Below are 26,341 nucleotides of genomic sequence, written 5' to 3'. Positions count from 1 at the left end.
GAACCTTTCGCGGGGCACGTCCCCTCTCCCCGCTTGCGGGGAGAGGGTCAGGGTGAGGGGCAAAGCCGCAGGGAATCACTTGCCATGTCTCAGGCAAACATCTCGCGGTTCAACATCAGCCATTGCAACATCATGATCGTCTTGGAATCGACGATGCCGCCGGTGGCGATCAGGCCGCAGGCTTCGTCGATGGGCATTTCGACGATCTCGATATCCTCGCCTTCGCCATCCACGCCGCCGCCCTTGCCGTCGCGCTTCGAGGAATCGATGTGGGCGGCAAAGCAGCTCACGCGCTCGGTCAGCGTGCCGGGGCTGGAATACATGTCAAAGGCATGGCGAAGGTCGCTGACGGCGTAGCCCGTTTCCTCCATCGCCTCGCGGCTGATGGCATCCTCCGGGCTGTCATCGTCGAGAAGGCCGGCGGGGATTTCCAGGAGGAAGCCATCCGCATGGCCGCCGAAGAAGGCGCCGGGGCGGAACTGGCGCACCAGCATGACCGTCCTGCGCGAGGGATCGACGAGGAGGATCGCGGCGGCCGCGCCATGGTCGTGCACCTCACGGTCGAGGAATTCGACCCGGCCGTCGGCGCGGGTCTGTTCGAGGACGATGGTGCGCAAATGGATGAAGCGCTTCCAGACCGTCTGCTGTTCGACGATGCGGATGGAAGACTGCTTTTCTGCGGACATGAAGAACCCTTCGGCGTCAGGCCTTGCGCAGCCAGACGCGGTTATCGTGGAAGGCCGCGCCGCCATAGGGCGCGACGGGATCGGCGCCGGTCAGGACATTGATGCCCTCGCCGTCGAGATGAGCGGAATTCGGCCAGATGCCTTCGGCGATCAGCACGCCGGGCTTGGCATCGCCGGTGATCCTGGCATGCAGGCGGATATCGCCGCGCACATTGCCGAGGCGGACGATATCGCCGGCTTCGATGGCGTGGGCCTCGGCGTCCTGCGGGTGGATCATCACCTCCGGCCTGCCTTCGCGATCCTTCGAGCCCTTGGTTTCCGTGAAGGTGGAATTGAGGAAGCTGCGGGCCGGCGACGTGGCGAGGCGGAACGGGTGTTCGGCATCCACCGTCTCGATCACGGTGACATAATCCGGGAAGGTCGGCAGTTCCTCATGCGGGCCGAAGGCGCCGAGCGCTTTCGGCGGCTTGTTGGGGGCCGGCGTGTTCGTCCAGTTCGGGCGGAAGCGGAATTTTCCATCCGGGAAACCGAAACCCTTGCCGAAATGCGCGGCCTCGAAATCCGGCTGGCAATCGATCCACTTCTCCTGCTGCAGGCCGTCGAAGTCCATTTCGTAATAGGGCAGCATGCGCGTGATATGCTCGCGCTCGGTGAGGCCGAAGCCCGGCAGGTGCGCGACGCCGAGGCGTTTTGCCAGTTCCTCGATGACGAAGAGATTGGTGCGCACGGTCTGCGGCGGCTCGACGAGCTTGGGGCCGAGCACGATGTGCTGCTGGCCGCCGCCGCGATAGATATCGTCATGCTCGACGAACATGGTGGCCGGCAGCACGATATCGGCGAGTTTTGCCGTATCGGTCATAAAGTGTTCGTGCACGGCGGCGAAGAGGTTGCTGCGCAGGAATCCTTCCTTCACGAGGCGCTGTTCGGGCGCGACGTTCACCGGGTTGGTATTCTGGATCAGCATGGCCGTGACGGGACCGCGGTCGCGCAGCGCCACGGCATCGCCGGTGAGGACGCGGCCGATCTGCGACTGGTCGAGCATGCGGATATCGGGGTCCACCATCCTGGCCAGCGTCAGCTCGGCCTTGCGCAGGTGGAAGATATCCGAATTGCTGTGGAAGGCGCCGCCGCCCTCATATTGCCAGGAGCCGAGCACGGTGGCGATGGAAAGCGCCGCATGCATGGACACCGCGCCGTTGCGACTGCGGGTAAAGCCGTAGCCGAGGCGGAAATAGCTCTTCTTCGTGCGACCGACGAGCGCTGCGAAGGCCTCGATCTCCTCGACGGAAAGGCCGGTGATATCGGCGGCCCATTGCGGGGTGCGGGTCGCGAGATGCGCTTCGAGGCCGGCCGGGTCGTCGGCGAATTTTTCCATATAGGCGCGGTCGGCGTAGCCGTCGCGGAAGGCGACATGCATGACGGCGCAGGCGAGCGCGGCATCGGTGCCGGGGCGCAGCTTCAACGCGAGATCGGCCTGCTTCATCGTCGGGTTGTCGTAGATGTCGACCACGACGATCTTCGCGCCGCGCTCCTTGCGGGCCTTGATGGCGTGGGTCATCACGTTGACCTGCGTGGAGACCGGGTTGGTGCCCCAGATGACGACACAGTCGGACTTCGCCATCTCGCGCGGATCCGGGCCGCGCAGTGTGCCGGCGCCCATGGTGTAGCCGGTCCAGGCGGGATTGGTGCAGATCGAGCCGAAGAAACCGGAATAGCGTTTGGCGTGGCGCAGGCGATCGATGGAATCGCGCTGCACGAGGCCCATCGTGCCGGCGTAGTAGTAAGGCCAGACGGCCTCGCTGCCATAGGCCTGCTCGGCCTTGACGAAGTTCTCGGCGATGGCGTCGAGCGCGGCTTCCCAGGAGATGTCGCCCCATTCCCCGCCGCCCTTGTCGCCCTTGCGGACGAGCGGCTTCATCAGCCGGTCGGGATGGTAGAGACGTTCGGCATAGCGGGCGACCTTGGCGCAGATGACGCCGGCGGTGTAGCTGTTGTCGGGGCTGCCTTTCACGCGGCCCATGCGGCCGTCCGCACTTATCTCGACATCGAGCGCGCAGGTGGAGGGACAGTCATGCGGGCAGGCCGAATGGCCGATCCGCGGTTTTCCGAGATGGGGGGTCGCAACGTTCATGGCTTTTCTATATTGCAGAGCGCAAAGGCCCAAAAGGCAAATCGTGTCACCATCGCAACAATTCATCGACGCATCATTGCGGATGATTTCGGGCAGCGCTCCATGAACTATCGCCATATCTACCACGCCGGCAACTTCGCGGATGTGCTCAAACATGCCGTGCTGGCGCGCCTCGTCACCTATATGCAGGGCAAGGACAAGGCGTTCCGCGTGCTCGACACCCATGCGGGCATCGGCCTCTACGACCTTTCCAGCGAAGAGGCGCAGAAGACCGGCGAATGGCTGGACGGGATCGGCCGGCTTCTCGAAAGCGACATGCCCCCCGCGGTGGCTGAAATCCTCGCGCCCTATCTGAAGGTCATTCAGGAATTGAATCCGCAGGGCGGGTTAACCCATTATCCGGGCTCGCCAAAACTTGCCCGCATGCTCTTCCGCCCGCAGGACCGGCTTTCGGCCATGGAACTGCATCCCGATGATTACGAGACGCTGCATCGCCTCTTCGACGGTGACTTCCAGAGCCGCGTCACGCATCTCGACGGCTGGCTCTCGCTCGGCGCGCATCTGCCGCCGAAGGAGAAGCGCGGCATCGTGCTGGTCGACCCGCCCTTCGAGATCGAGGGCGAATACGAGCGGCTGGTGGACGGACTGGAAAAGGCCGTGCGCCGCTTTGCCGGCGGGGTCTATTGCCTGTGGTATCCGCTGAAGAAGAATGCGCCGATCGCCGCCTTCCACAAGGCGCTGAAGGAGACGGGCATTCCCAAGATGCTGTGCGCCGAGCTTTCCGTGAAGAGCGACCGCGAAACGACGGGGCTGACCGGCTCCGGCCTCATCGTCGTCAACCCGCCCTTCACGCTGAAGCAGGAGCTCGACGTGCTGCTGCCCTTCCTCAAGGAAAAGCTGGCGCAGGACCGCTTCGCCTCGGCGCGCGCCTTCTGGCTTGCGGGGGAAACGAAGGCCTCTTGACCTTTGGCGTTCGGCGGCAACAATCGCGCGCCGAACCGGGAGACCTTCATGACGCCTTTCTCCGCAGCCCACCGATGATCCGGCTGCCCTCCTCCATCGCTGCGCGCTCCGCCTGGCTGCTGCTCGCCGGGCTGGCCATGCTTGCCGGCTGCAGTGAAGAAAAGCCCGCAGAGAAGCCGAAGGCGGGAACGGATCGGGCCGCGCCGGAGAAACGGACGCAGGTGCCGCTCGGCAAGGGCTTCGATTTCTACGTGCTGTCGCTTTCGTGGTCGCCGACCTGGTGCGCCGAAAACGATTCGAGCGGCAGGACGCAGCAGTGCCGGCGCGGCGAGGACAACGGCTTCATCGTGCATGGCCTGTGGCCGCAGAACGAGCGCGGCTATCCAGAATACTGTTCGACGCGGGAATCGGACCGCGTGCCGGAAAGCCTTGGCCGCACCGTGCTCGACATCATTCCCTCCATGGGGCTGATCGGCCATCAATGGCGCAAGCACGGCAGTTGCTCCGGCCTTGGCCAGAAGGACTACTTCGCCGTGACCCGCGCCGCCTTCGAGCGCGTCCGCATTCCCGCCGAACTGGAAGAACAGCACGGCGGCCGGCGTCTTGCGCCCGAAGCCGTGGAAAAGGCCTTCATTGCCGCCAATTCCGGCCTCTCCGCCGGAGGCATCGCCGTCACCTGCGCCGACGGGCAACTGGAAGAGGTCCGCATCTGCATGAATGCCGATCTTTCCTTCCGTCCCTGCCCCGCCGTCGACCGCGCCGCCTGCCGCGCCAAGACCATCGAACAGCCGCCCATCCGCTAGAACAGGAACCGCCCATGAAGATCTTCTATTCCGACGCCTCGCCCTATTCCACCAAGGTGCGCATGGCCGCGCTCTATGCCGGCCTTCCGGCCGAATCGGTGGCGGTCGACACCAATGCCGACCCGGCCGAGCTTCTGGCGGCCAACCCTCTCGGCAAGATTCCGACGCTCCTGACCGACGACGGCCTCGCCGTCTACGACAGCCGCGCGATCATGAATTACATCGACCGCCAGACGCGCGGTTCGCTCTATCCGCGCAATAGCGTCAAGCGCACGGAGGTCGACGTGCTGGAAGCGACCGCCGACGGCGTCTGCGACAGCCTGCTCGCCATCGTCTACGAGCGCCGCGCCCGGCCGGAGGAGAAGATCCACCAGCCGTGGATCGACCGCCAGTGGCAGAAGGTGGAACGCACGCTCGACCATCTGGAGGCCAACATGCCGCGTCTCGGCAAGAAGCCGAATGCCGGCCACTTCGCGCTCGCCGCCATGCTGCGCTACATCGGTCTGCGCTTTGCCGGAAAATGGCAGCGCGGCCGGCCGAAGCTGAAGCGCTACCTCGCCCGCTTCGAGGCCGTCTTCCCCGACTACGCAAAGTTCAAGGATTGAGCACAGCAAAAAGGCCGCGGATCGCTCCGCGGCCTTTTCCGTATTTCCAGAGCCTTTAAGGCTTAGAACTTCACGCCCATACCGACGCGGATGCTGTGGTCTTCGAAGCCGCTGCGCTGGCCGTTCGCACCGTGGAAGGTCTTCTTGCCGTAGTCGCTGTAGCGGTATTCGACGCGAGCCGTGACGTTGTCCGTGACGAAGGCTTCGACGCCGGCGCCGGCGGTCCAGCCGAGCAGGGTCGCATCGTCCTTGGCGCCCGCATTCGTCTCGACTTCAACGTTCGAGGCGGCGACACCACCCGTGCCGTAGACGAGAACCGGGTTCAGGTCGACACCGACGCGGCCGCGGATCGAGCCGTTCGCGCCCTGCTTGGCGGTGAAGCCATGCGAGTTGTTGTCGACGCCCGAGTAGTTGAGGTCGGCTTCGGCACCGTAGACGAGCTGGCCGCTCTGCATGTTGTAACCGCCGTAGAGGCCGCCGCCGAGGGCATGGCCGCGATCCTGATCCTGGCCGTTGAACTTGCCCTTCTGCCAGGTGGCGTTACCACCGACATAGGCGCCCGACCAGTTCTTGACGACCGGCTCGGAATATTCAGCGGCCGGAGCCTGCGGAACTTCGTCGATGGCGTCAGCGGCGTGAGCGGCCTGGAAGGCGACCATGGAAACGGTCGAAGCGATGAGGGTGGCGATAAGTGTACGCATGTTATTCTCCTTTACTAAACGACGCCCTCTCTTGGGAGGCTTTCGGGCATCGTCATTCCTGTTCAGTCCCGCCCGGTTGAGGGGAATTTGAATAAAGATTGAGGAAATGAAAGAGCCAAAATGTGAAATGATTGTGGCAGACACGCGGCACAAATGGGATGTGACTTTTGAACAACAGGGAATTCATTAACCACGATTTCAACAAACCAAGAATACGATAAAATATACTCCAAATTACTTCGAAGCACCTTTTGCAGTTAATTTTTCTGCAACCAATTTTCAGGGGGAGTTTAAGCCTGCGCAGAGATGTCTATATCTTTGACCGGTTAATCAAATGAATCGGCAGGACGGATATTTCTTGAACAAGCCCCTGAAGACGGCCCTCGTGACGGGCGGCGCAAGGCGCATCGGCAAGGCCATCGTCGAGAATCTGGCGGCGCACGGTTTCGCGGTCGCCATCCATGCGAACGAATCCATCGCGGAGGCGGAGGCCATTGCCCGCCGCATCGATGCCGAGGGAGGAAGAGCCGTCGCCGTGCGATGCGACCTTGCCGACGGCGCGGCGACGGGACGGCTCATCAAGGCAGCGACCGCTGCGCTCGGTCCGCTCGACCTGCTCGTCAACAACGCCTCCGTCTTCCGGCCCGATACGGTCGAGGCCTTCGACGATACGCTTCTCGACCGGCATTTCGCCGTCCATGTGAAGGCCCCCTCCATTCTCGCCCGCGATTTCGTACGGCAGCTTCCGGACGAGATGTCCGGCTCCATCGTCAACATCATCGACCAGCGCGTCTGGAATCCCACGCCGCGCTACTATTCCTACACCCTGTCGAAATCGGCGCTGTGGATGGCGACGCGCACCATGGCTCAGGGCTTTGCGCCACGCGTGCGCGTCAACGCCATCGGCCCCGGCCCCTCGCTGCCGAGCGAGCGGCAGGACGACGCGGCCTTCCGGGCGCAGGTGGAGGGATTGATCCTCCGGCGCGGGCCTTCACTGGACGAATTTGGACGCACGGTTCGCTTTTTGTTCGACACGCCTTCCATTACGGGGCAAATGATAGCGCTCGACGGCGGGCAGCATCTTGCCTGGGAAACACCCGATGTCTGGGGAATAGCGGAATGAACGGCCGGAAGGTGGAGGATGGCGGCATCCTCTATGACGAGAACGAGACCGACGATGAGGACGAGCTTCAGGAAAGCCCGCCCGAAGGCGTCGCCGCGTCCGGCATAGACTGGAACGAGGGCGGCGACGCGCCGGAAGGCCTGATCGGGGCCGAGCTGATCCAGCTCTTCGTCAAGCGCCTGCCGAACAGCCCGGGCGTCTACCGCATGTTCAACGCCGATGGCGACGTGCTCTATGTCGGCAAGGCGCGCAGCCTGAAGAAGCGCGTGACGAACTATGCGCAGGGCCGCGGCCACTCCAACCGCATCACCCAGATGATTCGCCTGACGGCGAACATGGAATTCGTCACCACGCGCACCGAGACCGAGGCGCTGCTGCTGGAGGCGAATCTCATCAAGCGCCTGCGCCCGCGCTTCAACGTGCTTCTGCGCGACGACAAGTCCTTCCCCTACATCCTCCTGACAGGCGACAGCCGCGCACCGGCGATCTTCAAGCATCGCGGCGCGCGCAGCCGCAAGGGCGACTATTTCGGCCCCTTCGCCTCGGCGGGCGCCGTAGGGCGCACCATCAATTCGCTGCAACGCGCCTTTCTTCTGCGCACCTGCACGGACAGCGTCTTCGAGACGCGCAGCCGGCCGTGCCTGCTCTATCAGATCAAGCGCTGCTCCGCGCCCTGCACCCATGAGATCAGCGACCGGGACTATGCCGAGCTGGTGCAGGAGGCGAAGGACTTCCTCTCCGGCAAGAGCCAGAAGGTGAAGGCGCAGATGGCCGAGGCCATGAACGCCGCATCGCAGGACCTCGATTTCGAGCGCGCTGCCGTCTATCGCGACCGGCTGGCGGCGCTTTCGCACGTCCAGAGCCATCAGGGCATCAACCCGGCCGGCGTGGAAGAGGCCGACGTCTTCGCCATCCATCACGAGGGCGGCGTTTCCTGCATCCAGGTCTTCTTCTTCCGCACCGGGCAGAACTGGGGCAACCGCGCCTATTTCCCCAAGGCCGACCCGCAGCTTACCGGCGCGGAAGTGCTCAACGCCTTCCTTGCCCAGTTCTACGACGACAAGCCCTGTCCGCGGCAGATTCTGCTGTCCGAGCCGGTCGAGGAAATCGACCTGCTCTCGCAGGCGCTCTCCGAGCGGTCCAACTACAAGGTGACGATCTCCGTGCCGCAACGCGGCGAGAAGAAGGACCTTGTCGACCATGTGGTGGCCAATGCCCGCGAGGCGCATGGCCGCAAGCTCGCCGAAACGGCTTCGCAGTCGCGCCTGCTCGAAGGTTTTGCCTCGACTTTCAAGCTGCCCTCCGTGCCGCGCCGCATCGAAATCTACGACAACTCGCATATCATGGGCACCAATGCCGTGGGCGGCATGGTCGTGGCGGGGCCAGAAGGCTTCGTGAAGGGGCAGTATCGCAAGTTCAACATCAAATCGACCGACATCACGCCCGGCGACGACTTCGGCATGATGAAGGAGGTCATGACCCGGCGCTTCTCGCGCCTCATCAAGGAAGAGGGCCTGCCGGACCGCAATGCCGACCCGGGCGCGGACGCAGTGGACCTGCCCTTCCCCGCCTGGCCCGATGTCATCCTTATCGACGGCGGCCAGGGGCAGATGACGGCGGTGCGGGCGATTCTGGAAGAGCTCGGTATTACCGACCAGGTCATCGCCATCGGCGTCGCCAAGGGCGCGGACCGCGAGGCGGGGCGCGAGCGATTCTTCATGAAGGGCATTGCCGACTTCTCGCTGCCGCCGCGCGATCCGGTGCTCTATTTCGTGCAGCGCCTGCGCGACGAGGCACACCGCTTCGCCATCGGCTCGCACCGGGCGCGGCGCAAGAAGGAACTGGTCAAGAACCCGCTCGACGAGATCGCCGGCATCGGCCCGACGCGCAAGCGCGCCTTGCTCCAGCACTTCGGCACCGCCAAGGCCGTTTCGCGCGCCGCAATGGCGGACCTGATGGCCGTGGGCGGCATTTCGGAGAGCGTCGCGCGGATCGTCTACAACCATTTCCACGACGACGCGGCGGGTTAACGGCGATATTCCGGCTTTTCCGCCAACCCTCCGTAAATTCGCCAAGAATTGCCGGAAACAAAGGTTGACGACGCTCGCACAAAGACCTCATCTACCCGCACAGACAGTCGAGACTGAAAAATCCATGGCTTCCCGCGCATATAGCATTCCGAATCTCCTCACCTACGGCCGTATCCTGGCCGTTCCCCTGATCGTGCTGTGCTTCTTCATCGAGGGACGGCTGGAATCGTCGGACTTCGCGCGCTGGGCGGCCTTCTGGCTGTTCGTCGCCGCCTCGATCACCGACTATCTCGACGGCTATCTCGCCCGCATCTGGAACCAGACGTCGAATATCGGCCGCATGCTGGACCCGATCGCCGACAAGCTGCTGGTCGCCTCCGTGCTGCTGCTGATGGCCGCCGACGGCACGATCGCCGGCTGGACGATCTGGGCCGCCATCATCATCCTGTGCCGCGAAATCCTCGTCTCGGGCCTGCGCGAATATCTCGCCGACCTCAAGGTCTCCGTGCCGGTGACGCGCATCGCCAAGTGGAAGACGGCGATCCAGATGTTCGCCATCGCCTTCCTGCTGGCCGGCCCCGCCGGCGACAAGGTCCTGCCCTACACGACCGAGATCGGCATCACCCTGCTCTGGGTCGCCGCGCTCATCACCATGTATACCGGCTACGACTATTTCCGCGTCGGCCTGAAGCATATCGTGGACGAATAGGATGACGAAGCTCGTCTATTTCGCCTGGGTGCGCGAACGGATCGGCAAGGGCGAAGAAGAGATCGACCTGCCCGCCTCCGTCAAGACCGGCGGCGACCTGCTCCGGCACCTCAAGACGCTCGGCGAGGACTACGCCTACGCGCTGGAGCATGACAAGGTCATCCGCATCGCGATCAACCACGAGCATGTCGAGCACGACGAGCCTATCGCCGGCGCACGCGAGATCGCCCTCTTCCCACCGATGACGGGGGGCTGAACCATGGCCGGCGGCGTTTCGGCTCCGGTCGTCGTGCGCGTCCAGACGGACGATTTCGACGTTATGGCCGAAACGGCGCGCCTTACGGCTGGCGGGGCCTCGGCGGGTGCCGTCGTGACCTTCACCGGCCTTTGCCGCGACGAGGGCGGCAAACTTTCCGCGCTGGAGCTGGAGCATTATCCCGGCATGGCCGAGGCGGAGATCGGCCGCATCTGCCGGCTGGCCGTCGAGCGCTTCTCGCTTCTCGGCATCACGGCAATCCACCGCGTTGGCAGGATCGCGCCGGGCGGCAACATCGTGCTCGTCATCGCCGCCGCCCCGCACCGCCACGCCGCCTTCGACGGCGCGTCCTTCGTCATGGACTACCTGAAGACCTCCGCGCCCTTCTGGAAGAAGGAGCACTTTGCCCACGGCAGCGTCGGCGGCTGGGTCGACGCCAAGGACAGCGACGACCGGGCGCGGGACAAGTGGGCCTGAGCCTTACGGCGCCGGCCGCTCCCGCCGGAAGATCACGAGCAGCAGCACCAGCGCCGAGAAGATAGCGAAATCGCGCCAGAGGAATTCGCCATAGGCGCTCCAGAGCGTTTCGGCGGCCCCCATCGCCGCGCCGCCGAGCGCGGAGCGGAGCGGCGCCCCGGCTCCGCCGATGGCGGCAATGAACAGCACCTTCACCCCGAAGACGAGGCTGGAGCCGAAATCCATGTTGCCGTAATAGGAAACCGCGAGGATGCCGGAGAGGCTGGCGATCAGCGCCGCCCCGGCATAGGCCGCAAGATAGACGCCCGCCGCATCCACGCCGCACAGCTCCGCCGCCCGCCGGTCCTGCGAGACCGCGCGCCAGCGCCGCCCAAAGGCCGAGCGGGAGAGGAAGACGTGGCCGATGGCGACGATGGCGACGAATGCCAGCGTGTTGGCCAGCTGCAGCACGGTGAGCACGACCGGGAAGGCCGGATCGTTCCAGAGCACCACCGGCATCGCCAGAAGCGGCGGCAGCCAGAGGCTGCGCGTATCGGAGGCAAGCCGCGCCGTCTCCATCAGCACCAGAACGGTGCCGAGCGCGGCGACGACCACCGTATTATCCGAGGAAAAGGCGAGCGGGCGCATGACATGCCGCCCGATGACGAGGCCGGCACCGACGCCATAGACAAGTGCAACGACCCCGCCGAAGGCTAGCGCGGCCGGCAGTACAAGCCAGAGCTGGTTCCAGCCATAGCCTGCAAACAGCACGAACATCTGCGCCGCGAAAGCGAAGAGCGCGCCATAGCCGATATCCGCCCGCCGCGTCACCGCGAAGGCGATGGAATAGCCGAAGGCCAGCGCCGCATAGAGCGCGGCGACCGGCGCGGCATTGGCGACCTGCTGCAGGAAATAGGCCATGGGCGCTCCGGGCTTCGACAAATTATAACTGGCAAAATTGCTTTTACCAGTTAGAATATCGCATGACCTTCGCCTGGACCCCGCATCGTTTCTCCGGCGGCGCGCTCGCCCTCGATGTCGCCAATTCCGTCGTGCTGCGCGCAGATCCGGAACGGCGGATCGACCGCTTTGCCGATCCGGCGGTGATGGACGCCTTCGCGACCGGCGCGAACCGGCACGGAGCGGAACGCGATCTTTTCGGCGGACTGGAGCCGGCCCGCGAGACGGCGCGCGCCGGATTGATCGCGCTGCGCGAGGCGATAGACCGGCACTTTCGCGCGGAAGCACGGGGCGAAGGAAAGCCCGCGCTGCTTGCCGACCTGCTCGAGGCCAGCGCGGCGACGCTGCGCCGATCCGGCGCGCAGCCGCAGGCGCTCGATACCGCGACGGCCCGCTCCGCACTCCTGCTGCTGTCGCGGCCGGAACCGGAGCGGCTGAAAATCTGCCCGAACTGCCAATGGCTGTTTCTCGACCGCAGCCGCAACCGCTCACGCGCCTGGTGCGACATGGCCGTCTGCGGCAACCGGGCGAAGGCAAACCGCCACTATCGCCGCAACCGAGAGGACCAACGGCCATGAAACGACTTCTGCCGATCCTGCTCGTGCTGCTGCTTGCCGCCTGCCAGCGCGAGGCCGGCCCCGAGCCGCTGAAGCTGACCGGCCGGATGTTCGTCTTCAACTACCGTCTCGCCTACGCGACCTATCTCGTCACGCTGGAGCAGACGCAGCCTCTGCCCGGCGGCTCCATCGTGAAGGCCGAATTCGAGAACCCGGCGGGCGGCGCGGCGCTGACGCTGGAACGGAAAATCTTCCCCGGCCTACCGCGCGTGGTGCTGGAAAGCCCGGACGTGACCTGCGTGAAAAAGGGACGGCCCTACAAAGTCAGGATCGCGGTGGTCGGGCCGGACGGCGGCCAGTTGCAGGCGCTGGAGGTGGACGTGACCTCCAATGTCGACCAGAGCGTGCTTCCGGCCAAGCCGCTCGTCGTCGGCCCCGGCTATGACAAGAACCCGGAAGTCTTCAAGGACGGCAAGGCGCCCGCGCATTTCGAAACGGCAAAATGCGGGCAATGAAAAACCGGGGCCTTTCGGCCCCGGTTCCAGAGTCATTTCAAAGGCTTCCGGCCTCAGCCGGACAAACCGATTCAGCCGACGATTTCGGTGTCGGAGAACCAGTACTTGATTTCCTGGGCAGCCGTTTCCGGAGCGTCGGAGCCGTGGACCGAGTTCTCGCCGATGGAGAGAGCGTGGGTCTTGCGGATCGTGCCTTCGTCAGCGTTGGCCGGGTTGGTGGCGCCCATGACTTCGCGGTTCTTGAGGATCGCGTTCTCGCCTTCGAGAACCTGGACGATCGTCGGGCCGGAGGTCATGCCTTCAACGAGTTCGCCGAAGAAGGGGCGTTCCTTGTGAACGGCGTAGAAGCCTTCGGCTTCGCGCTTGCTCATCCAGACGCGCTTGGAAGCTACGACGCGCAGGCCTGCGTCTTCGAGCATCTTGGTGATCGCGCCGGTAAGGTTGCGCTTCGTTGCGTCCGGCTTGATCATCGAAAAGGTGCGTTCAATCGCCATTTTCCCGTTTCCCTTGGTTTTCCGGTGAAAGTGGCGGTTCAATAGCCGCCAACGCCCCGCAAAACAAGGGGGTGGCGGCGTTTGGCGCGTTCCGTCTCAAACTTTCATGCAGCCGTCACACGATGGCCGACGCCGCCGTGCAGGTCCAGGCACCGCGCGAACCAGAGGGCGACGGGATCGTTCGCCTCCAGCACTTTGGCGCCCGCGGTGGTGCGCAGCCATTGCAGCGCGCCAAAGACGATATAGTCGGGGAAAAGCGGCGCCTCACCGCCGATGAAGGGCTGGACCTTCAGCATGTTGCGCAACGGCTGGAGCTTTTTGGCGAAGCCCTCGACCTCCGCCCGGCCCGCCGCCGCGATATCCTCCAGCGACGCGCCAAGCCGCTCCTCGCGGCTGCGGCGGAAATAGGCCCTGTCCTCGGGGCCGAGCAGGTCATGGATATGGAGGATGGCGATGCGGGTGACGGCCATGTGCAGCGTCGATTGCGACCAGTTCTCGATGAAGCGGGCCATCGCCTTGCCGCCCTCCCCGCCGAAGAGCGAGGGGCGGTCGGGATAGGCCTCATCGAGATAGAGCGCGATCTCGAAACTGTCGCGCACCAGCTTTTCGCCGTCGCGCAGCAGCGGCACCGTCGCGGTGCAGCCGTTCTCGATGGCCGGGATATCGGTGAAGCTCACCGGCACCGTCTCGTAGTCGAGACCCTTGTGGGCGAGCGACATCACGGTCTTCCAGACATGGGGCGAGAACTGGCGGGCCTTGTCGGCGCCGGCAAGGGCGTAGAGCAGTCGGGTCATCGAAGCCTCGTCGTTCGGTCGGCGCGCATTGGAGCGCAGCGCCGCGCCGCGCGCAAATCAGATAATTTCATGGGTCGCATTCACGCGGTCGATGGCTGCTTCCTCTATAATGCGCGCCGTCATGGAGATCGCGATGCTCAACCACTACCGCATGTTCGCCGCCTACAACGCCTGGGCCAACCGCACCCTCTACACGGAGGTGGGTAAGCTCGACGACGAGGCTTTCCGCAGGAATCTCGGCGCGTTCTTCGGCTCTCTTCACCGCACGCTCAACCATCTCCTGACCGCCGACCGCATCTGGCTGAAGCGTTTCACCGGCGAGGGCGACGCGCCGACCAGTCTCGACGCGGTGCTGCACGAGGATTTCGCGGGGCTTTGGGCCGCGCGGCAGGCGGAGGATGCGCGCCTCGCCGCCTTTGTCGATTCGCTGACAGATGGGCAGATCCGGAGCGACATCACCTATAGTCCGCTCACCAATCCGGCGGTCATCACCCATCCGCTCGGGCCGGCGCTGACCCATGTTTTCAACCACCAGACCCATCACCGCGGCCAGTGCCACGGCATATTGACGGCCCTCGGCGGCCCGAGCCTTGCACTGGACCTCATTTATTTCGTGCGGACCGAGGGTAAAGAATACCTATAAATTTTAGGGTGAGCGGCATCTTCCTGTTCCTGCAACAGTAGTGATACAGTTGTAGCGTATGGAAGCGCTCTACACCGATTTCGGGGGCTGTCCCGCCCTGTCACCCAGGTGACAGGCACGGGCGATCGGTAATGAGATAGTCGCTGCCATTGGGGCCGACGCCGAATGGCGCGCGCCTCGCCCGAAGAGAGGAAATGCAATGGCAAGAACGAACGAAGAGTGGGCAGCCCTGCTCGGCAGTACGCTTTGCAAGATGGCCCGCGTTTACGGCACCGATGCCCCGGACGCCTATCTGCCGGAAGAGTGCTATCCGGTCATCGAGAAGACTTTCGAGGTCGCCCTGAAGGAAGCCCGCGCCGAAGGCTATGCAGCGGCCATGCGCGAGATGCAGCAGAACCGGCCGCCCCGCGCCGCCAACCCGTCGCGCCCGACGGTGATCGACCAGTTCATGCGGGTGATTCCGCTCGCCCGGCGCACCGCCTGACGAGGCCCGCCTCGATCCGGTTGAATCTGCAATCCAGCACACGCAAAATTAACCGCGCAATCCGATAGTTACGCCAAGAACCTCCAGAGCGCGGGTCCCTGCCCGCGCCTTCAGCCGACGGCGTTTCATGACCAGCAAAACAACTTCCGCCCCGAAAGACGCACCGCAGGCGGTTCCGCCGATCATGGCGCGCATCGCCCATGTCATGGCCAGCTTCGGCATCTCGCCGCTGCCGCGCAATTACGAGCTGCTGTTCGAGGCGCTGAACGGCAATGCGGGCGTGGCACGCGAGATCGCCGCGCTCGGCAAGACGCCTGACCAGGCCTCCCTCGATTCCATTGCGCTGCGCCATGCGCTGCCGAGCCACAATGTTCTCGCCGCCGGCCAGGCGGCCGGCGAGGCCGTGCGCCTGCTTTCCGAAATCACCCGCATGACGGAGGAGAACCATCGCCAGCGCGCCGCGACCATTCAGGAACTGGAGGAAATCGCCGCGCGCATGAGCCGCGATCCCGTCCTCGGCATTTCCGATTTCTCCAGCGATACGGTGCGCCTGCTGTCGCTGGTCCGCGATATTCTCAGCGCCGACCGGGCCGCCACCGCCCGCATGGGAGACCTCCAGTCCCATCTCGACGGCCTGCGCTCCGGCCTCTCCATCAGCCGCGAGGCCTTGACCCACGACCCGGTGACGGGCCTTGCCAACCATGCCGCCCTGCTCGGCCACCTGAAGCCGCTCTTCCAGGAGGAGGCCGGGGAAACCGCCGCGCTGCTGCTCTTCCGCGTCGAGCAGCTCAAGGAATTCGCCGAGACCCATCCGGCGGGCGCGGCCGAAAAGACGCTGAAGCGCCTCGCCGCCATCTTCCGCCAGTCGGTCAAGAAGCACGATTTCGTCGCCCGCACCGGGCCGGACCTCTTCTGCCTGCTGCTGTCCGACGTCGATCGCGAGATCGCCGTCAACATCGCCCGGCGCGTGGCGGGGCGGGTCGCGGAAAAACCCTTCCCCTTCATGGACCGCGAACTGCCGGCGGGCTTCCTGACACTGACCGTCGGCGTCTCGATGAGCGATTCGGCGAAATCCCCGGCCATGCTCTACGATCAGGCGGACCAGGCCCTCGCCTATGCGGGGGAAACGGGCATCGCGCTGCGCATCTACTCCGCCGAGGTCGCCGACCGGTCGGGGCGGACCTACCGGGCGGGCAACGCGGCGTAGCTCCGCATCTTCCCGTGATCGTGCGCGCAAAACCGCTTCGCACTTTTACGGGAATTGCTCTATAGAGCCGGCATGATCACGATTTCCGGCCTCACCGCCCGCGTTGCCGGGCGTCTCCTCATCGATAACGCTTCCCTTTCGCTGCCGAGCGGCGTGAAAGTGGGTCTTGTCGGCCGCAACGGCACCGGCAAGTCCACGCTGTTCCGCGTCATCACCGGCCAGCTCGCCTCCGAAGCCGGCACGATATCGCTACCGAAGAATGCCCGCATCGGGCAGGTGGCGCAGGAAGCGCCGGGCACGGACGAATCCCTGATCGAGATCGTGCTTGCCGCGGACAAGGAGCGCGCCGCGCTTCTCAAGGAAGCGGAAACGGCGAGCGACCCGCACCGGATCGCGGAGATCCAGACGCGGCTCACCGATATCGGCGCGCATTCGGCCGAAGCGCGCGCGGCAAGCATCCTTGCCGGCCTCGGCTTCGACCACGAGGCGCAGCAGCGCCCGGCCAAGAGCTTTTCCGGCGGCTGGCGCATGCGCGTGGCGCTCGCGGCGGTGCTGTTCTCCGAGCCGGACCTTCTGCTGCTCGACGAGCCGACCAACTATCTCGACCTCGAAGGAACGCTCTGGCTGGAAGACTATGTGCGGCGCTATCCGCACACCGTCATCATCATCAGCCACGACCGCGACCTCCTCAACACCGCCGTCAACGCCATCGTGCATCTCGACCAGCAGAAGCTGACCTTCTATCGTGGCTCCTACGACCAGTTCGAGCGCCAGAAGGCGGAAGCCGACGAATTGCAGATGAAGGCGAAAGCCAAGAACGAGGCCGCGCGAAAACATCTCCAGAGCTTCATCGACCGCTTCAAGGCCAAGGCCACCAAGGCCAAGCAGGCGCAGAGCCGCGTGAAGGCGCTGGAGCGCATGGGCACGGTCGCGGCCGTGGTCGAGACGCATGTGCAGCCGATCACGTTCCCCGAGCCGGAAAAGCAGCCCGCCTCGCCGATCATCGCCATCGAGGGCGGCGCGGTCGGCTACACGCCGGGCAAGCCGATCCTCAAGCAGATCAACCTGCGCATCGACAATGACGACCGCATCGCGCTGCTCGGCTCGAACGGCAACGGCAAGTCGACTTTCGCCAAGTTCATCTCCGGGCGGCTGGAGGCGGAAGCGGGCGCGGTGAAGCGCGCGCCGGGGCTGAAAATCGGCTTCTTCGCCCAGCACCAGCTCGACGACCTCATTCCCGACCAGTCGCCCGTCGAGCATGTGCGCCGGCTGATGCCCGAAGCACCAGAGGCCAAGGTGCGCGCCCGCGTCGCCCAGATGGGCCTTGCGACGGAGAAGATGTCGACCGCCGCCAAGGACCTCTCCGGCGGCGAGAAGGCCCGCCTGCTGATGGGCCTTGCCGCCTTCGACGCGCCGAACCTCCTCATCCTCGACGAACCGACCAACCATCTCGACATCGACAGCCGCCGCGCCCTGATCGAGGCGCTGAACGACTATGAAGGCGCCGTCATCCTGATCTCGCACGACCGCCACCTGATCGAGGCGACGGTGGACCGGCTCTGGCTGGTCAACAACGGCACCGTGAAATCCTTCGATGGCGACATGGAGGAATATCGCAGCCTCATCGTCCAGTCCGGCAAGAAGGACGAGAAGGACAAGACCGCCTCCGCCGGCGGCGAGGCCAACAAGGCGGAGCTGCGCAAGGCCAATGCCGACCGGCGCGCCCAGTTCGCCCCGCTCAGGAAAAAGATCAGCGAAATCGAATCGTTGACGGCGAAACTGCAGAAACAGATTCAGCTTCTTGATGCGGAACTCGCAGATCCCGCGCTCTACGAGAAGAACCCGGCCAAGGCCGCCGAGAAGGCGAAACTGCGCGCGGCGACGGTCGACAAGCTCGGCGAGGCCGAGGATCAATGGCTGGAGCTTTCGGCCGAGTATGAAGAGGCAATGGCCGGCTGACCGGCCGCGCTCGCCCACGATAAACGCTCAAAAAACAGGCGGATAGCGATGGGAAATCCTTACGACGAAAGTCGTAGGGGAGCCTTCCCGGATGTTGGTCCCCTCGGCTTGAAACGCCCTCCCCGCCATGCTTAGCTCCCGCGTGATGACACGAGGGCGGATGATGACATCCGTCCGCCATTGGGAGGAAACTATGGATCGTCGTTCATTCATCAAGAAAGCCGGTGTGGCCGGCGTCGGTGGCGCGGCCGCCACGGTGCTCGCCGCCCCGGCGCTGGCGCAGAGCGCCCCGAAGATCAACTGGCGCCTCGCCTCGTCTTTCCCCAAGTCGCTCGACACCATCTATGGCGGCGCCGAGGTGCTGTCGAAATACGTTTCCGAGGCATCGGACGGCAATTTCCAGATCCAGGTCTTCGCCGCCGGTGAGATCGTCCCGGGCCTTCAGGCCGCCGACGCGGCGGCAGCCGGCACGGTGGAGGCCGCCCACACGGTTTCCTACTACTACTGGGGCAAGGACCCGGTCTGGGCGCTCGGCGCGGCCGTGCCCTTCGCGCTCAACGCGCGCGGCATGAACGCCTGGCAGTACCACGGCGGCGGCATCGACCTCTTCAACGAATTCCTCGCCACGCAAGGCCTCGTCGGTTTCCCCGGCGGCAATACGGGCGTGCAGATGGGCGGCTGGTTCCGCAAGGAAATCAAGACCGTCGCCGACCTGCAGGGCCTGAAGATGCGCATCGGCGGCTTCGCCGGCAAGGTCATGGAACGTCTCGGCGTCGTGCCGCAGCAGATCCCCGGCGGCGATATCTATCCCGCGCTCGAAAAGGGCACCATCGACGCCGCCGAATGGGTTGGTCCCTATGACGACGAGAAGCTCGGCTTCTACAAGGTCGCGCCCTACTACTACTATCCCGGCTGGTGGGAAGGCGGCCCGACGGTGCATGCCATGTTCAACAAGGCGGCCTATGAGGGCCTGCCGAAGACCTACCAGTCGCTGCTGCGCACGGCCTGCCAGGCGACCGACGCGAACATGCTGCAGGCCTACGACTGGCTCAACCCTCCGGCACTTCGCCGTCTGGTGGCCAACGGCACCCAGCTTCGCCCGTTCAGCAAGGAGATCCTGGAAGCGTCCTTCGACGCATCCAACGCGGTCTATGCCGAGATGGAAGCGTCGAACCCGACCTTCAAGAAGATCTGGGACTCGATCAAGGCCTTCCGCGGCGACTTCTACCTGAACGCCCAGATCGCCGAATACAACTACGACACCTTCATGATGCTCCAGCAGCGCGCCGGCAAGCTGTAAGCCTTCATCCAAAGCGCAAACGGAAACCCCGGGGCAGCGATGCCCCGGGGTTTTTGCTTGCTCCGGCATATGCCCTTTCGAACGCAAAAGGGCCGGCTTGCGCCGGCCCTTCTCATTCGATTGCTTCCGCCCTCAGTTGAAGGACGGCGGGGTGGATAGGTCCGTGGCGGGCTTGTCGGCCCCGCCTTCGGCCGGCTTCTCGCCACCCTCCAGCGGATTGCCGGCGGGAAGCTGCAGGCCGCCCGGCAGGCCGAGGCCGCCATCGTCGGGCAGGCCCAGCCCCGGAAGACCGCCCTCGCTGCCGAAGCCCGGAACCTCGATCTTGATCGTCGCGGGATCGACGCCGGTACCCTCGCCCTTGTAGTGCATGACCATGCCAGGGAAGAGAATGGTCAGCGACACCATGAGGATCTGGATGCCGACGAAGGGCACCGCGCCCCAGTAGATCTGTCCCGTCGTCACCGGCGCGGTCATCTTGCCCGTCACCCTGTCGAGATAGGGCACCTTGGCCGCGACCGAGCGCAGGTAGAACAGCGCGAAGCCGAAGGGCGGGTGCATGAAGCTCGTCTGCATGTTGATGCCGAGCAGCACGCCGAACCAGATGAGGTCGATGCCGAGCTTGTCGGCGGCCGGCGCCAGCAGCGGCACGATGATGAAGGCAAGCTCGAAGAAATCGAGGAAGAACGCCAGGAAGAAGACCAGCACGTTGACCGCGATCAGGAAGCCCGTCTCCCCGCCCGGCATCGAGACCAGCAGGTGCTCGACCCACAGATGCCCGTTCACGCCGTAGAAGGTGAGCGAGAAGACGCGCGCGCCGATGAGGATGAACAGCACGAAGGCCGAAAGGCGCGTCGTGGAGGTGAGTGCCGCGCGCACCACCTCCATGTTGAGCCGCCCCTTGGCCGCCGCCATGGCGAGCGCGCCGACCGCGCCCATGGCGCCGCCTTCCGTCGGCGTCGCGATGCCGAGGAAGATCGTGCCGAGCACGAGGAAGATCAGCGCCAGCGGCGGGATGAGCACGATGATGACCTGCTGGGCAAGCCGCGACATCATGTTGATGTTGAACGCCTTGTCGGCCAGCGCCACGATATAGATGAAGGCGACGCCGACGGTGGCCCCGAGGATATCGGCATTCTCGCCGTGGGTCGGATAGAGGTAGACATGGGCCGCATAGGCAAAGCCCGCCGCCACGATCAGCGCGATGGCGAGCGACGTCACGCCCGACCCCAGCGAACGCGCCTCCAGCGGCAGCGCCGGCATGGAATCCCGCTTCAGGAAGGTCATGAGCAGGATATAGGCCATGTAGAGGCCCGTCAGCACGAGGCCCGGGATGAGCGCGCCGGCATACATGTCGCCGACCGAACGGCCGAGCTGGTCGGCAAGCACGATCAGCACCAGCGAGGGCGGGATGATCTGGGCGAGCGTGCCGGAGGCCGCGATGACGCCCGAGGCGATCGACCGGTCGTAGCCGTAGCGGAGCATGATCGGCAGGGAGATGAGGCCCATGGCGATGACCGAGGCCGCAACGACGCCGGTCGTGGCCGCCAGCAGCGCGCCGACGAAGATGACCGCATAGGCAAGGCCGCCGCGGATCGGCCCGAAGAGCTGGCCGATCGTATCGAGCAGATCTTCGGCCATGCCCGATCGTTCAAGCACGATCCCCATGAATGTGAAGAACGGGATGGCGAGCAATGTGTCGTTCGACATCACCCCCCATAGCCGCTCCGGCATGGCATTGAGCAGCGGCCAGGAGAGGTTGATCGAATCGGACAGCGGCGCAAGCTCGACGCCGACGACGAAGAAAAGCAGGCCGTTCGCCGCCAGCGAGAACGCCACCGGATAGCCCAGCAGCAGGAACACGATCAGCGACAGGAACATGATCGGCGCGAGGTTTTCCGCAATGAACTCGATCATGCGCCCTTCTCCTCTGCGACGGCGTTGTCGAGCGGGGCATGGGCCGGCACGTAGGGCGTCGGGTCCTCCATGTCGCCGCGCATGATGGCGATCTTCTTGATGATCTCCGAAACGCCCTGGAAGGCGAGAAGCAGGAAGCCGGCGAGAAGGATGGCCTTGGCCGGCCAGACGATCAGCCCGCCGGCGCTGGACGAAACCTCACCCGAACGGAAGGACATCGCCACATAGGGCACGAGGAAATAGACCATCAGCAGCACGAAGGGCATCAGGAACAGGCAATGGCCGAGAAGGTCGATCCAGTGCTGCACCCGGCGGGAGAACTTGCCGTAGACGACGTCGATGCGGATATGCTCGTTCTGGGCCAGCGTATAGGCGGCGGCCAGCATGAAGGCGCCCCCGAAGAGATACCATTGCGCCTCGAGCCAGGCATTCGACGATGTGTTGAAAACCTTCCGGACGATGGCGTTGCCGGCACTGACAAGGACGGCGACAAGGATCAGCCAACCGACGGCCTTGCCGATATTTTCCGTGACAGCGTCGATCAGCCGGCTGAAAACCAGCAGCGTCTTCATGAGAACTCCTCCCCGCTCAGCGTGTTATTTTGATTTGTGCCAAGCACAGCCAGAGTGCCGATTTCAAGGCTGGTTTCAAGTCTGAAGCCCGGTTTTCCCGGCCTCAGCGCCCGCATTAGACGAAAGACGAATACGGCTTTCGGGCAATTGCACAAACGATAGGCAAAGAGCGGCGCAAAGGCGGCCTTGCCGCCGCCGAAGGTTCTGCTACAACAGCACCCGATTTATCATACAAATTAGGGTGGAGACATGTCACCGATCAATCTCGCAATCGTCGGCGTCGGCAAGATCGTGCGCGACCAGCATCTTCCGGCCGTCGCGAAGAACGGCGATTACAGGCTGATCGCCGCCGCGAGCCGCCACGGCACGGTCGACGGCATCGACAATTTCAAGTCGATCGACGAGATGCTGGCCGCCGTGCCGGCCATCGACGCCGTCTCGCTCTGCATGCCCCCGCAATATCGCTACGAGGCCGCCGAGAAGGCACTTTCCGCCGGGAAGCACGTCTTCCTCGAAAAGCCGCCGGGCGCGACGCTTTCGGAAGTCGCCGACCTCGAGGCGCTCGCCGCCGCCAAGGGCCTTTCGCTCTTCGCGAGCTGGCATTCGCGCTATGCTCCGGCCGTCGAAGCGGCCAGGACCTTCCTCGCCGGCACGACGATCCGCTCCATGCGGGTGATCTGGAAGGAAGACGTGCGCCACTGGCACCCGAATCAGGAATGGATCTGGCAGGCCGGCGGTCTCGGCGTGTTCGACCCGGGCATCAATGCGCTCTCCATCGTCACCCACATCCTGCCGCGTCCGGTCTTCATCACCGCCGCGACGCTGGAGTTCCCGGAAAACCGCGACGCCCCCATCGCCGCCGCAATGACCTTCTCCGACGCCAGGGGCCTCGACCTTTCCGCCGAATTCGACTGGCGCCAGACCGGCAAGCAGAGCTGGGACATCGTCGCGAAGACGGATGCCGGCGAGATGGTGCTCTCCGAAGGCGGCGCGAAGCTCTCCATCGACGGCAAGCTGGTGCACGACGAGCCGGAGCAGGAATATCCGATGCTCTACAAGCGCTTCGCCGAGATCGTGAAGGCCGGCAAATCGGACGTTGACCTCGCGCCGCTGCGCCACGTCGCGGATGCCTTCATGCTGGGGCGGCGCAAGTTCGTGGAAGCATTTCACGATTGAGGACGGGCCAGCCCCAGCCGAAACGGGCGTACATTCCGTCGCAAAACTCCGATTTTGCGACGGAGTTCTTGCTGCAAAACCAGTGATAGTCGAGGCTCCGCGAAATCTAGAGTTTCCGCGACAAGTGATTGCTCATCAGGGCGCGGCCGCAGCGATCTTGCGCATGAGCTGAAAGAAATCTCGCATTTCTATGCCGCGCCTGTTCCGGCTCGGATCCACGGTCTGCACGATCACGAGCCGCTTTTCCGGCACATAGGCAACGACCTGCCCACCATAGCCGGCATTGAACGCACCGCCCTGCCCCCACTGATCGGTGCGCAGCGTCCACCACATATAACCGTAACCGCTATTGTGGTCGGATGGCTGCGACAGCGCTGCGGTGGACTCCCGCACCCAAGCGGCGGGAATAATCTGCCGGCCATCCCACTGGCCGCCGTTGAGGAAAAGCTGTCCGAAACGCGCAAGATCGCGAGCGCTCATGGCGAAGGGATAGGCTGGATGGACCGATGCCTTTTCGAGGGAATAGCTTCCGTCATGCGCCGAAAAGTCTTCCATGCCGATCGGCTTGGCGATGCGCTGCGCGAAGCTCTGGAAAATGTCCTCGCCGGTCTGCTGTCGGTAGATCGTGCCGAGCGCGTTGAAATCCCAATTGTTGTAGAACCAGAACGAGCCGGGGGCGTGACTGCCGCGCTCCGGCCGCTTCTGGCGAATATCGGCAGTTTCATATGCGGCGGCGTGGTAGATTCCCGATCTTGCCATGAGCAGATCGCGCACCGTCGCCTGCTTCTCGGCCGCCGTGAGGACCGGTCGCTTGTCGTCGATGCCGAGATCGGCAAGTCTGCTGGCGAGATGGATACGGCCGTCCGAAACCGCGATCCCGTAAAGCGCGCTTAACAGGCTCTTGCGGACGGAAGCGACATTCACCTTGCGGGATACATCGCCCCAACTGGCGATCACCTTGCCATCCTGCACCACCATGACGGCCGTGGGCTTCAAGATGGCGGCATAGTCCTGGGCTACCTCCAACCCATCAACGGACCAGCCGGAAGATGCAGGATCGGCTTTCTGCCAAGACTGCGCGCCTGCGTTTCCTGCAAGAGAAAGCAAGGCTAAGGCAATGATGACGAAGACAGTCTCTCGCATGAATATCCCTGCCCCCTGTCGCGAAAATGCCCTTGTGCATCTACCGGAGACGGTCACGCATGCCCTGCGGAAGGCAGGGGCCGGGCGTGCCTCGTGCGGAAAACCGGGCCGCGTAGCCGTCAGGCCTTCTTCATCCAGCGCCCGTCGCCGTTCTGCTGCCAGTAGGTGAGCTGATGCCCCTCGCCTTTCAGACGTTTCCAGTGCCCGCGCGCCGTCTCCACCTCGGCCTGGTCGTAGCCGTCGAACATGAAGATCACGCGTTCGTAGCCCTCGAGCGGTGGCGGTTCGGCACCGGCGACGAGGAAGCGGACGGTGGCGGCGTTCGGGTTTTCCGGCGTCGTCGTCAGGAGAACCGGCTGGTCGGCCGGGAACGCCTGCTCGTCCGTGCCGTGCGGCAGGAAGCTGTCCTCGCGGAAGGTCCACAGATGCGTGTCGAGCGCGTCGCGGCGCCCGGCGTCTCCCGCCTGCACGACGACGCGCCAGCCGCGTTCGAGGCTCTTGTCGAGCAGCGGCGGCAGCGCGTCTTCCAGCTTGGATTCCGTCAGGTGGTAGAAGAGGACTTCGCTCACGCGCCCGTCACCCCTCGTAGTTCGCCCGCACCAACTCGTCGAGCAGGCGCACGCCGAAGCCGGAGCCCCAGGACCGGTTGATCTCGTCGGTGGGCGACCCCATCGCCGTGCCAGCGATGTCGAGATGCGCCCAGGGCGTATCCTTGACGAAGCGCTGCAGGAACTGCGCGGCCGTGATCGAGCCGGCATATCGGCCGCCGGTGTTCTTCATGTCGGCGAACTTGCTGTCGATCATCTTGTCGTATTCGCGGCCGAGCGGCATGCGCCACAGCCGCTCATTCGTCGAAAGGCCGGCGGCGGTGAGGCGCGCGGCCAGCGTATCGTCGTTGGAGAAAAGGCCGGCGTGATGGCTGCCGAGCGCGACCATGATCGCGCCGGTCAGCGTCGCCAGGTTCACCATGAACTGCGGCTTGAAGGTCTCGTTGCAGTACCAGAGCGCATCGCAGAGCACGAGGCGGCCTTCCGCATCCGTATTGATGACCTCGATGGTCTGGCCGGACATGGACTTCACGATGTCGCCGGGGCGCTGGGCATTGCCGTCCGGCATGTTTTCCACAAGGCCGAGAATGCCGACGACATTCGCCTTGGCCTTGCGCGCGGCAAGCGTGTGCATGAGGCCGATGACGGCGGCCGCGCCGCCCATGTCGCCCTTCATGTCCTCCATGCCGGCCGCCGGCTTGATCGAGATGCCGCCGGTATCGAAGACAACGCCCTTGCCGATGAAGGCGATGGGCCGGTCCTTCTCCTTGCCGCCCTTCCACTGCATGACCGCAAGGCGCGGCGGACGCACGGAGCCTTGAGCGACGCCGAGCAGCGCCGCCATGCCGAGCTTCTTCATCTCGCGCTCGGTGAGGATATCCACCTCGACGCCGAGCTTCTCCAGCGCCTTGGCCTTGTCGGCGAATTCGACCGGGCCGAGCACGTTGGCCGGCTCGTTGACGAGGTTGCGGGCGAGGATCACGCCGGCGGCAACCGCATCCGAGATGTCGTTGGCCTTCTTGGCCGCGGCGGCGGCGGCCGTGACGATCGTCACCTTCACGCTCTTGCCGTTCTTCGCCTCGTCGTCATCGGCCTTCTTCGTCTTGTAGGTGTCGAAACTGTAGGCGCCGAGCTGCATGCCGAGGGCGAAATCGGCAGCATTCCTCGCCGTGACGGTGAGGCCCGGCGCATCGAGATAGATTGCGGCCTTCTCGGCGCGGCCGACCTTTGCGGCAGCGGCGCCGCCGGCCTTCAGCCAGTCATGGGCCGTCAGCTTGTCCGCCTCGCCAAGGCCGAGCACGACGATGCGGTCGGCAGGCGCGCCGTGCGGCGCCAGCACATCGAGGCTCTTCAGCGCCTTGCCGGTGAATTTCGCAACGCCAGCCGCCCGGCCGACGACACCTTCCGGATCGAGGTCTCCAAGGCCCGCCGCCTCGCCGCCGGCAACCTGGAGAAGGATCGCAAGGCCGCCCGAGACGCGGGCCGTCTTGGCAAAACCGATGTCGAATCTGGAAGTCATGTCTTACTCCGCATAGCGGCCTTGCGGCCTTTCGTTCGGCCGCGAAGGCCACCGGCGCGTCGTGCTTTTCCTTGGAATAGCGAAAACGCGCCT

27 protein-coding genes are annotated in these 26,341 nt (G+C 64.6%); 16 read left to right on the top strand and 11 right to left on the bottom strand.

The features are described 5' to 3' along the window. Nucleotides 1–89: 89 nt before the first annotated feature. Both MOE34_RS06210 and MOE34_RS06205 read right to left on the bottom strand, forming a co-directional pair. A complete protein-coding gene (locus tag MOE34_RS06210; protein ID WP_242221950.1) occupies nt 90–686 on the bottom strand; it encodes an NUDIX domain-containing protein in 597 nt (198 codons plus the stop codon). Between the two features lie 16 nt (nt 687–702). Continuing rightward, entirely contained in the window at nt 703–2,883 is a 2,181-nt protein-coding gene (locus MOE34_RS06205; protein ID WP_242223829.1) for a molybdopterin-containing oxidoreductase family protein, read from the bottom strand. 36 nt (nt 2,884–2,919) lie between these two features. Here MOE34_RS06205 and MOE34_RS06200 point away from each other — a divergent pair, with 36 nt between their 5' ends. From MOE34_RS06200 to MOE34_RS06190, 3 genes are all read left to right on the top strand, one after another. Continuing rightward, the gene (locus tag MOE34_RS06200; protein ID WP_242221948.1) at nt 2,920–3,780 is read left to right on the top strand and encodes a 23S rRNA (adenine(2030)-N(6))-methyltransferase RlmJ; all 861 of its coding nucleotides are present in this window, start codon (nt 2,920–2,922) and stop codon (nt 3,778–3,780) included. Nucleotides 3,781–3,854: 74 nt separating this feature from the next. Then, the gene (locus MOE34_RS06195) at nt 3,855–4,583 is read left to right on the top strand and encodes a ribonuclease T2 family protein (protein ID WP_242221946.1); all 729 of its coding nucleotides are present in this window, start codon (nt 3,855–3,857) and stop codon (nt 4,581–4,583) included. A gap of 14 nt (nt 4,584–4,597) precedes the next feature. Beyond that, complete coding sequence (locus MOE34_RS06190; RefSeq protein ID WP_242221945.1) at nt 4,598–5,188, top strand: glutathione S-transferase family protein; 591 nt, start codon at nt 4,598–4,600, stop codon at nt 5,186–5,188. A gap of 62 nt (nt 5,189–5,250) precedes the next feature. Here MOE34_RS06190 and MOE34_RS06185 read toward each other — a convergent pair whose 3' ends face one another. After that, complete coding sequence (locus tag MOE34_RS06185; RefSeq protein WP_242221943.1) at nt 5,251–5,889, bottom strand: outer membrane protein; 639 nt, start codon at nt 5,887–5,889, stop codon at nt 5,251–5,253. Nucleotides 5,890–6,247: 358 nt separating this feature from the next. Between MOE34_RS06185 and MOE34_RS06180 the strand changes: the two genes are divergently transcribed. The 5 genes from MOE34_RS06180 to MOE34_RS06160 all read left to right on the top strand — a co-directional run bounded on the left by MOE34_RS06180 (nt 6,248) and on the right by MOE34_RS06160 (nt 10,484). Beyond that, nucleotides 6,248–7,012: an SDR family oxidoreductase gene (locus tag MOE34_RS06180; protein WP_242221941.1), complete on the top strand. Its 765-nt coding sequence runs from the start codon at nt 6,248–6,250 to the stop codon at nt 7,010–7,012. After that, complete coding sequence (gene uvrC / locus MOE34_RS06175) at nt 7,009–9,042, top strand: excinuclease ABC subunit UvrC (RefSeq protein WP_242221938.1); 2,034 nt, start codon at nt 7,009–7,011, stop codon at nt 9,040–9,042. Before MOE34_RS06180 ends, uvrC begins: the two co-directional genes overlap by 4 nt. A gap of 124 nt (nt 9,043–9,166) precedes the next feature. Then, a complete protein-coding gene (pgsA, locus tag MOE34_RS06170; RefSeq protein ID WP_242221937.1) occupies nt 9,167–9,751 on the top strand; it encodes a CDP-diacylglycerol--glycerol-3-phosphate 3-phosphatidyltransferase in 585 nt (194 codons plus the stop codon). 1 nt (nt 9,752) lies between these two features. After that, on the top strand, nt 9,753–10,007 hold the full coding sequence (gene moaD, locus MOE34_RS06165; RefSeq protein ID WP_242221935.1) for a molybdopterin converting factor subunit 1: 255 nt from the start codon (nt 9,753–9,755) through the stop codon (nt 10,005–10,007). A 3-nt stretch (nt 10,008–10,010) separates the two neighbouring features. After that, nucleotides 10,011–10,484 (top strand): molybdenum cofactor biosynthesis protein MoaE, encoded by a 474-nt coding sequence (locus MOE34_RS06160; RefSeq protein WP_242221933.1) that lies wholly within the window; start codon nt 10,011–10,013, stop codon nt 10,482–10,484. Between the two features lie 3 nt (nt 10,485–10,487). Here the strand turns inward: MOE34_RS06160 and MOE34_RS06155 are convergent, their stop codons facing one another. Then, nucleotides 10,488–11,384 (bottom strand): branched-chain amino acid ABC transporter permease, encoded by an 897-nt coding sequence (locus MOE34_RS06155; RefSeq protein ID WP_242221931.1) that lies wholly within the window; start codon nt 11,382–11,384, stop codon nt 10,488–10,490. Between the two features lie 62 nt (nt 11,385–11,446). Between MOE34_RS06155 and MOE34_RS06150 the strand changes: the two genes are divergently transcribed. Both MOE34_RS06150 and MOE34_RS06145 read left to right on the top strand, forming a co-directional pair. Further along, nucleotides 11,447–12,001, top strand: coding sequence for a CGNR zinc finger domain-containing protein (locus MOE34_RS06150; RefSeq protein WP_242221929.1), 555 nt, complete (start codon nt 11,447–11,449; stop codon nt 11,999–12,001). Then, nucleotides 11,998–12,495 carry a hypothetical protein gene (locus MOE34_RS06145; protein WP_242221928.1) on the top strand — a complete coding sequence of 166 codons (498 nt, stop codon included), beginning with the start codon at nt 11,998–12,000 and terminating at the stop codon, nt 12,493–12,495. Before MOE34_RS06150 ends, MOE34_RS06145 begins: the two co-directional genes overlap by 4 nt. A gap of 71 nt (nt 12,496–12,566) precedes the next feature. Here MOE34_RS06145 and ndk read toward each other — a convergent pair whose 3' ends face one another. Together ndk and MOE34_RS06135 are read right to left on the bottom strand one after the other, a co-directional pair. Further along, nucleotides 12,567–12,989 carry a nucleoside-diphosphate kinase gene (ndk, locus tag MOE34_RS06140; protein WP_050742909.1) on the bottom strand — a complete coding sequence of 141 codons (423 nt, stop codon included), beginning with the start codon at nt 12,987–12,989 and terminating at the stop codon, nt 12,567–12,569. 104 nt (nt 12,990–13,093) lie between these two features. Then, on the bottom strand, nt 13,094–13,783 hold the full coding sequence (locus tag MOE34_RS06135; protein ID WP_242221927.1) for a glutathione S-transferase family protein: 690 nt from the start codon (nt 13,781–13,783) through the stop codon (nt 13,094–13,096). Nucleotides 13,784–13,916: 133 nt separating this feature from the next. Here MOE34_RS06135 and MOE34_RS06130 point away from each other — a divergent pair, with 133 nt between their 5' ends. From MOE34_RS06130 to MOE34_RS06110, 5 genes are all read left to right on the top strand, one after another. Continuing rightward, a complete protein-coding gene (locus MOE34_RS06130; protein WP_242221925.1) occupies nt 13,917–14,426 on the top strand; it encodes a DinB family protein in 510 nt (169 codons plus the stop codon). Nucleotides 14,427–14,625: 199 nt separating this feature from the next. Then, nucleotides 14,626–14,910, top strand: a complete 285-nt coding sequence (locus MOE34_RS06125; protein ID WP_242221924.1) for a hypothetical protein — start codon at nt 14,626–14,628, stop codon at nt 14,908–14,910. A gap of 127 nt (nt 14,911–15,037) precedes the next feature. Next, complete coding sequence (locus MOE34_RS06120; RefSeq protein WP_242221922.1) at nt 15,038–16,117, top strand: GGDEF domain-containing protein; 1,080 nt, start codon at nt 15,038–15,040, stop codon at nt 16,115–16,117. 72 nt (nt 16,118–16,189) lie between these two features. Next, a complete protein-coding gene (locus MOE34_RS06115; protein ID WP_242221919.1) occupies nt 16,190–18,076 on the top strand; it encodes an ABC-F family ATP-binding cassette domain-containing protein in 1,887 nt (628 codons plus the stop codon). Between the two features lie 193 nt (nt 18,077–18,269). Beyond that, nucleotides 18,270–19,376, top strand: coding sequence for a TRAP transporter substrate-binding protein (locus tag MOE34_RS06110; RefSeq protein WP_242221917.1), 1,107 nt, complete (start codon nt 18,270–18,272; stop codon nt 19,374–19,376). 132 nt (nt 19,377–19,508) lie between these two features. Here MOE34_RS06110 and MOE34_RS06105 read toward each other — a convergent pair whose 3' ends face one another. Further along, nucleotides 19,509–21,290 carry a TRAP transporter large permease gene (locus tag MOE34_RS06105; protein WP_242221915.1) on the bottom strand — a complete coding sequence of 594 codons (1,782 nt, stop codon included), beginning with the start codon at nt 21,288–21,290 and terminating at the stop codon, nt 19,509–19,511. Then, nucleotides 21,287–21,862 carry a TRAP transporter small permease subunit gene (locus tag MOE34_RS06100; RefSeq protein ID WP_242221914.1) on the bottom strand — a complete coding sequence of 192 codons (576 nt, stop codon included), beginning with the start codon at nt 21,860–21,862 and terminating at the stop codon, nt 21,287–21,289. Before MOE34_RS06100 ends, MOE34_RS06105 begins: the two co-directional genes overlap by 4 nt. Before the next feature lie 249 nt (nt 21,863–22,111). On the opposite strand from MOE34_RS06100, the gene MOE34_RS06095 reads away from it, so the two are divergent. Beyond that, nucleotides 22,112–23,038: a Gfo/Idh/MocA family protein gene (locus MOE34_RS06095; protein WP_242221913.1), complete on the top strand. Its 927-nt coding sequence runs from the start codon at nt 22,112–22,114 to the stop codon at nt 23,036–23,038. A gap of 135 nt (nt 23,039–23,173) precedes the next feature. On the opposite strand, the gene MOE34_RS06090 is transcribed toward MOE34_RS06095, so the two are convergent. The 3 genes from MOE34_RS06090 to MOE34_RS06080 all read right to left on the bottom strand — a co-directional run bounded on the left by MOE34_RS06090 (nt 23,174) and on the right by MOE34_RS06080 (nt 26,248). Continuing rightward, nucleotides 23,174–24,238 carry a serine hydrolase domain-containing protein gene (locus MOE34_RS06090; protein WP_242221911.1) on the bottom strand — a complete coding sequence of 355 codons (1,065 nt, stop codon included), beginning with the start codon at nt 24,236–24,238 and terminating at the stop codon, nt 23,174–23,176. Nucleotides 24,239–24,300: 62 nt separating this feature from the next. After that, nucleotides 24,301–24,750, bottom strand: coding sequence for a DNA polymerase III subunit chi (locus tag MOE34_RS06085; protein ID WP_242221909.1), 450 nt, complete (start codon nt 24,748–24,750; stop codon nt 24,301–24,303). 7 nt (nt 24,751–24,757) lie between these two features. Beyond that, nucleotides 24,758–26,248 carry a leucyl aminopeptidase gene (locus MOE34_RS06080; RefSeq protein WP_242221907.1) on the bottom strand — a complete coding sequence of 497 codons (1,491 nt, stop codon included), beginning with the start codon at nt 26,246–26,248 and terminating at the stop codon, nt 24,758–24,760. Nucleotides 26,249–26,341 lie beyond the last annotated feature (93 nt).

Source organism: Shinella zoogloeoides, assembly GCF_022682305.1.
Classification (GTDB): Bacteria; Pseudomonadota; Alphaproteobacteria; order Rhizobiales; family Rhizobiaceae; genus Shinella; species Shinella zoogloeoides_B.
Note: the sequence above shows the minus strand (reverse complement) of the source record. Positions and strands in the feature narration are given on the sequence as shown.

Bases quoted from the DNA above. Each gene is read 5' to 3' on its own strand.
- MOE34_RS06210 (WP_242221950.1), bottom strand. From the start codon at position 686: ATGTCCGCAGAAAAGCAGTCTTCCATCCGCATCGTCGAACAGCAGACG.
- MOE34_RS06205 (WP_242223829.1), bottom strand. From the start codon at position 2,883: ATGAATTGTTGCGATGGTGACACGATTTGCCTTTTGGGCCTTTGCGCT.
- MOE34_RS06200 (WP_242221948.1), top strand. From the start codon at position 2,920: ATGAACTATCGCCATATCTACCACGCCGGCAACTTCGCGGATGTGCTC.
- MOE34_RS06195 (WP_242221946.1), top strand. From the start codon at position 3,855: ATGATCCGGCTGCCCTCCTCCATCGCTGCGCGCTCCGCCTGGCTGCTG.
- MOE34_RS06190 (WP_242221945.1), top strand. From the start codon at position 4,598: ATGAAGATCTTCTATTCCGACGCCTCGCCCTATTCCACCAAGGTGCGC.
- MOE34_RS06185 (WP_242221943.1), bottom strand. From the start codon at position 5,889: ATGCGTACACTTATCGCCACCCTCATCGCTTCGACCGTTTCCATGGTC.
- uvrC (WP_242221938.1), top strand. From the start codon at position 7,009: ATGAACGGCCGGAAGGTGGAGGATGGCGGCATCCTCTATGACGAGAAC.
- pgsA (WP_242221937.1), top strand. From the start codon at position 9,167: ATGGCTTCCCGCGCATATAGCATTCCGAATCTCCTCACCTACGGCCGT.
- moaD (WP_242221935.1), top strand. From the start codon at position 9,753: ATGACGAAGCTCGTCTATTTCGCCTGGGTGCGCGAACGGATCGGCAAG.
- MOE34_RS06160 (WP_242221933.1), top strand. From the start codon at position 10,011: ATGGCCGGCGGCGTTTCGGCTCCGGTCGTCGTGCGCGTCCAGACGGAC.
- MOE34_RS06155 (WP_242221931.1), bottom strand. From the start codon at position 11,384: ATGGCCTATTTCCTGCAGCAGGTCGCCAATGCCGCGCCGGTCGCCGCG.
- MOE34_RS06150 (WP_242221929.1), top strand. From the start codon at position 11,447: ATGACCTTCGCCTGGACCCCGCATCGTTTCTCCGGCGGCGCGCTCGCC.
- MOE34_RS06145 (WP_242221928.1), top strand. From the start codon at position 11,998: ATGAAACGACTTCTGCCGATCCTGCTCGTGCTGCTGCTTGCCGCCTGC.
- ndk (WP_050742909.1), bottom strand. From the start codon at position 12,989: ATGGCGATTGAACGCACCTTTTCGATGATCAAGCCGGACGCAACGAAG.
- MOE34_RS06135 (WP_242221927.1), bottom strand. From the start codon at position 13,783: ATGACCCGACTGCTCTACGCCCTTGCCGGCGCCGACAAGGCCCGCCAG.
- MOE34_RS06130 (WP_242221925.1), top strand. From the start codon at position 13,917: ATGCTCAACCACTACCGCATGTTCGCCGCCTACAACGCCTGGGCCAAC.
- MOE34_RS06125 (WP_242221924.1), top strand. From the start codon at position 14,626: ATGGCAAGAACGAACGAAGAGTGGGCAGCCCTGCTCGGCAGTACGCTT.
- MOE34_RS06120 (WP_242221922.1), top strand. From the start codon at position 15,038: ATGACCAGCAAAACAACTTCCGCCCCGAAAGACGCACCGCAGGCGGTT.
- MOE34_RS06115 (WP_242221919.1), top strand. From the start codon at position 16,190: ATGATCACGATTTCCGGCCTCACCGCCCGCGTTGCCGGGCGTCTCCTC.
- MOE34_RS06110 (WP_242221917.1), top strand. From the start codon at position 18,270: ATGGATCGTCGTTCATTCATCAAGAAAGCCGGTGTGGCCGGCGTCGGT.
- MOE34_RS06105 (WP_242221915.1), bottom strand. From the start codon at position 21,290: ATGATCGAGTTCATTGCGGAAAACCTCGCGCCGATCATGTTCCTGTCG.
- MOE34_RS06100 (WP_242221914.1), bottom strand. From the start codon at position 21,862: ATGAAGACGCTGCTGGTTTTCAGCCGGCTGATCGACGCTGTCACGGAA.
- MOE34_RS06095 (WP_242221913.1), top strand. From the start codon at position 22,112: ATGTCACCGATCAATCTCGCAATCGTCGGCGTCGGCAAGATCGTGCGC.
- MOE34_RS06080 (WP_242221907.1), bottom strand. From the start codon at position 26,248: ATGACTTCCAGATTCGACATCGGTTTTGCCAAGACGGCCCGCGTCTCG.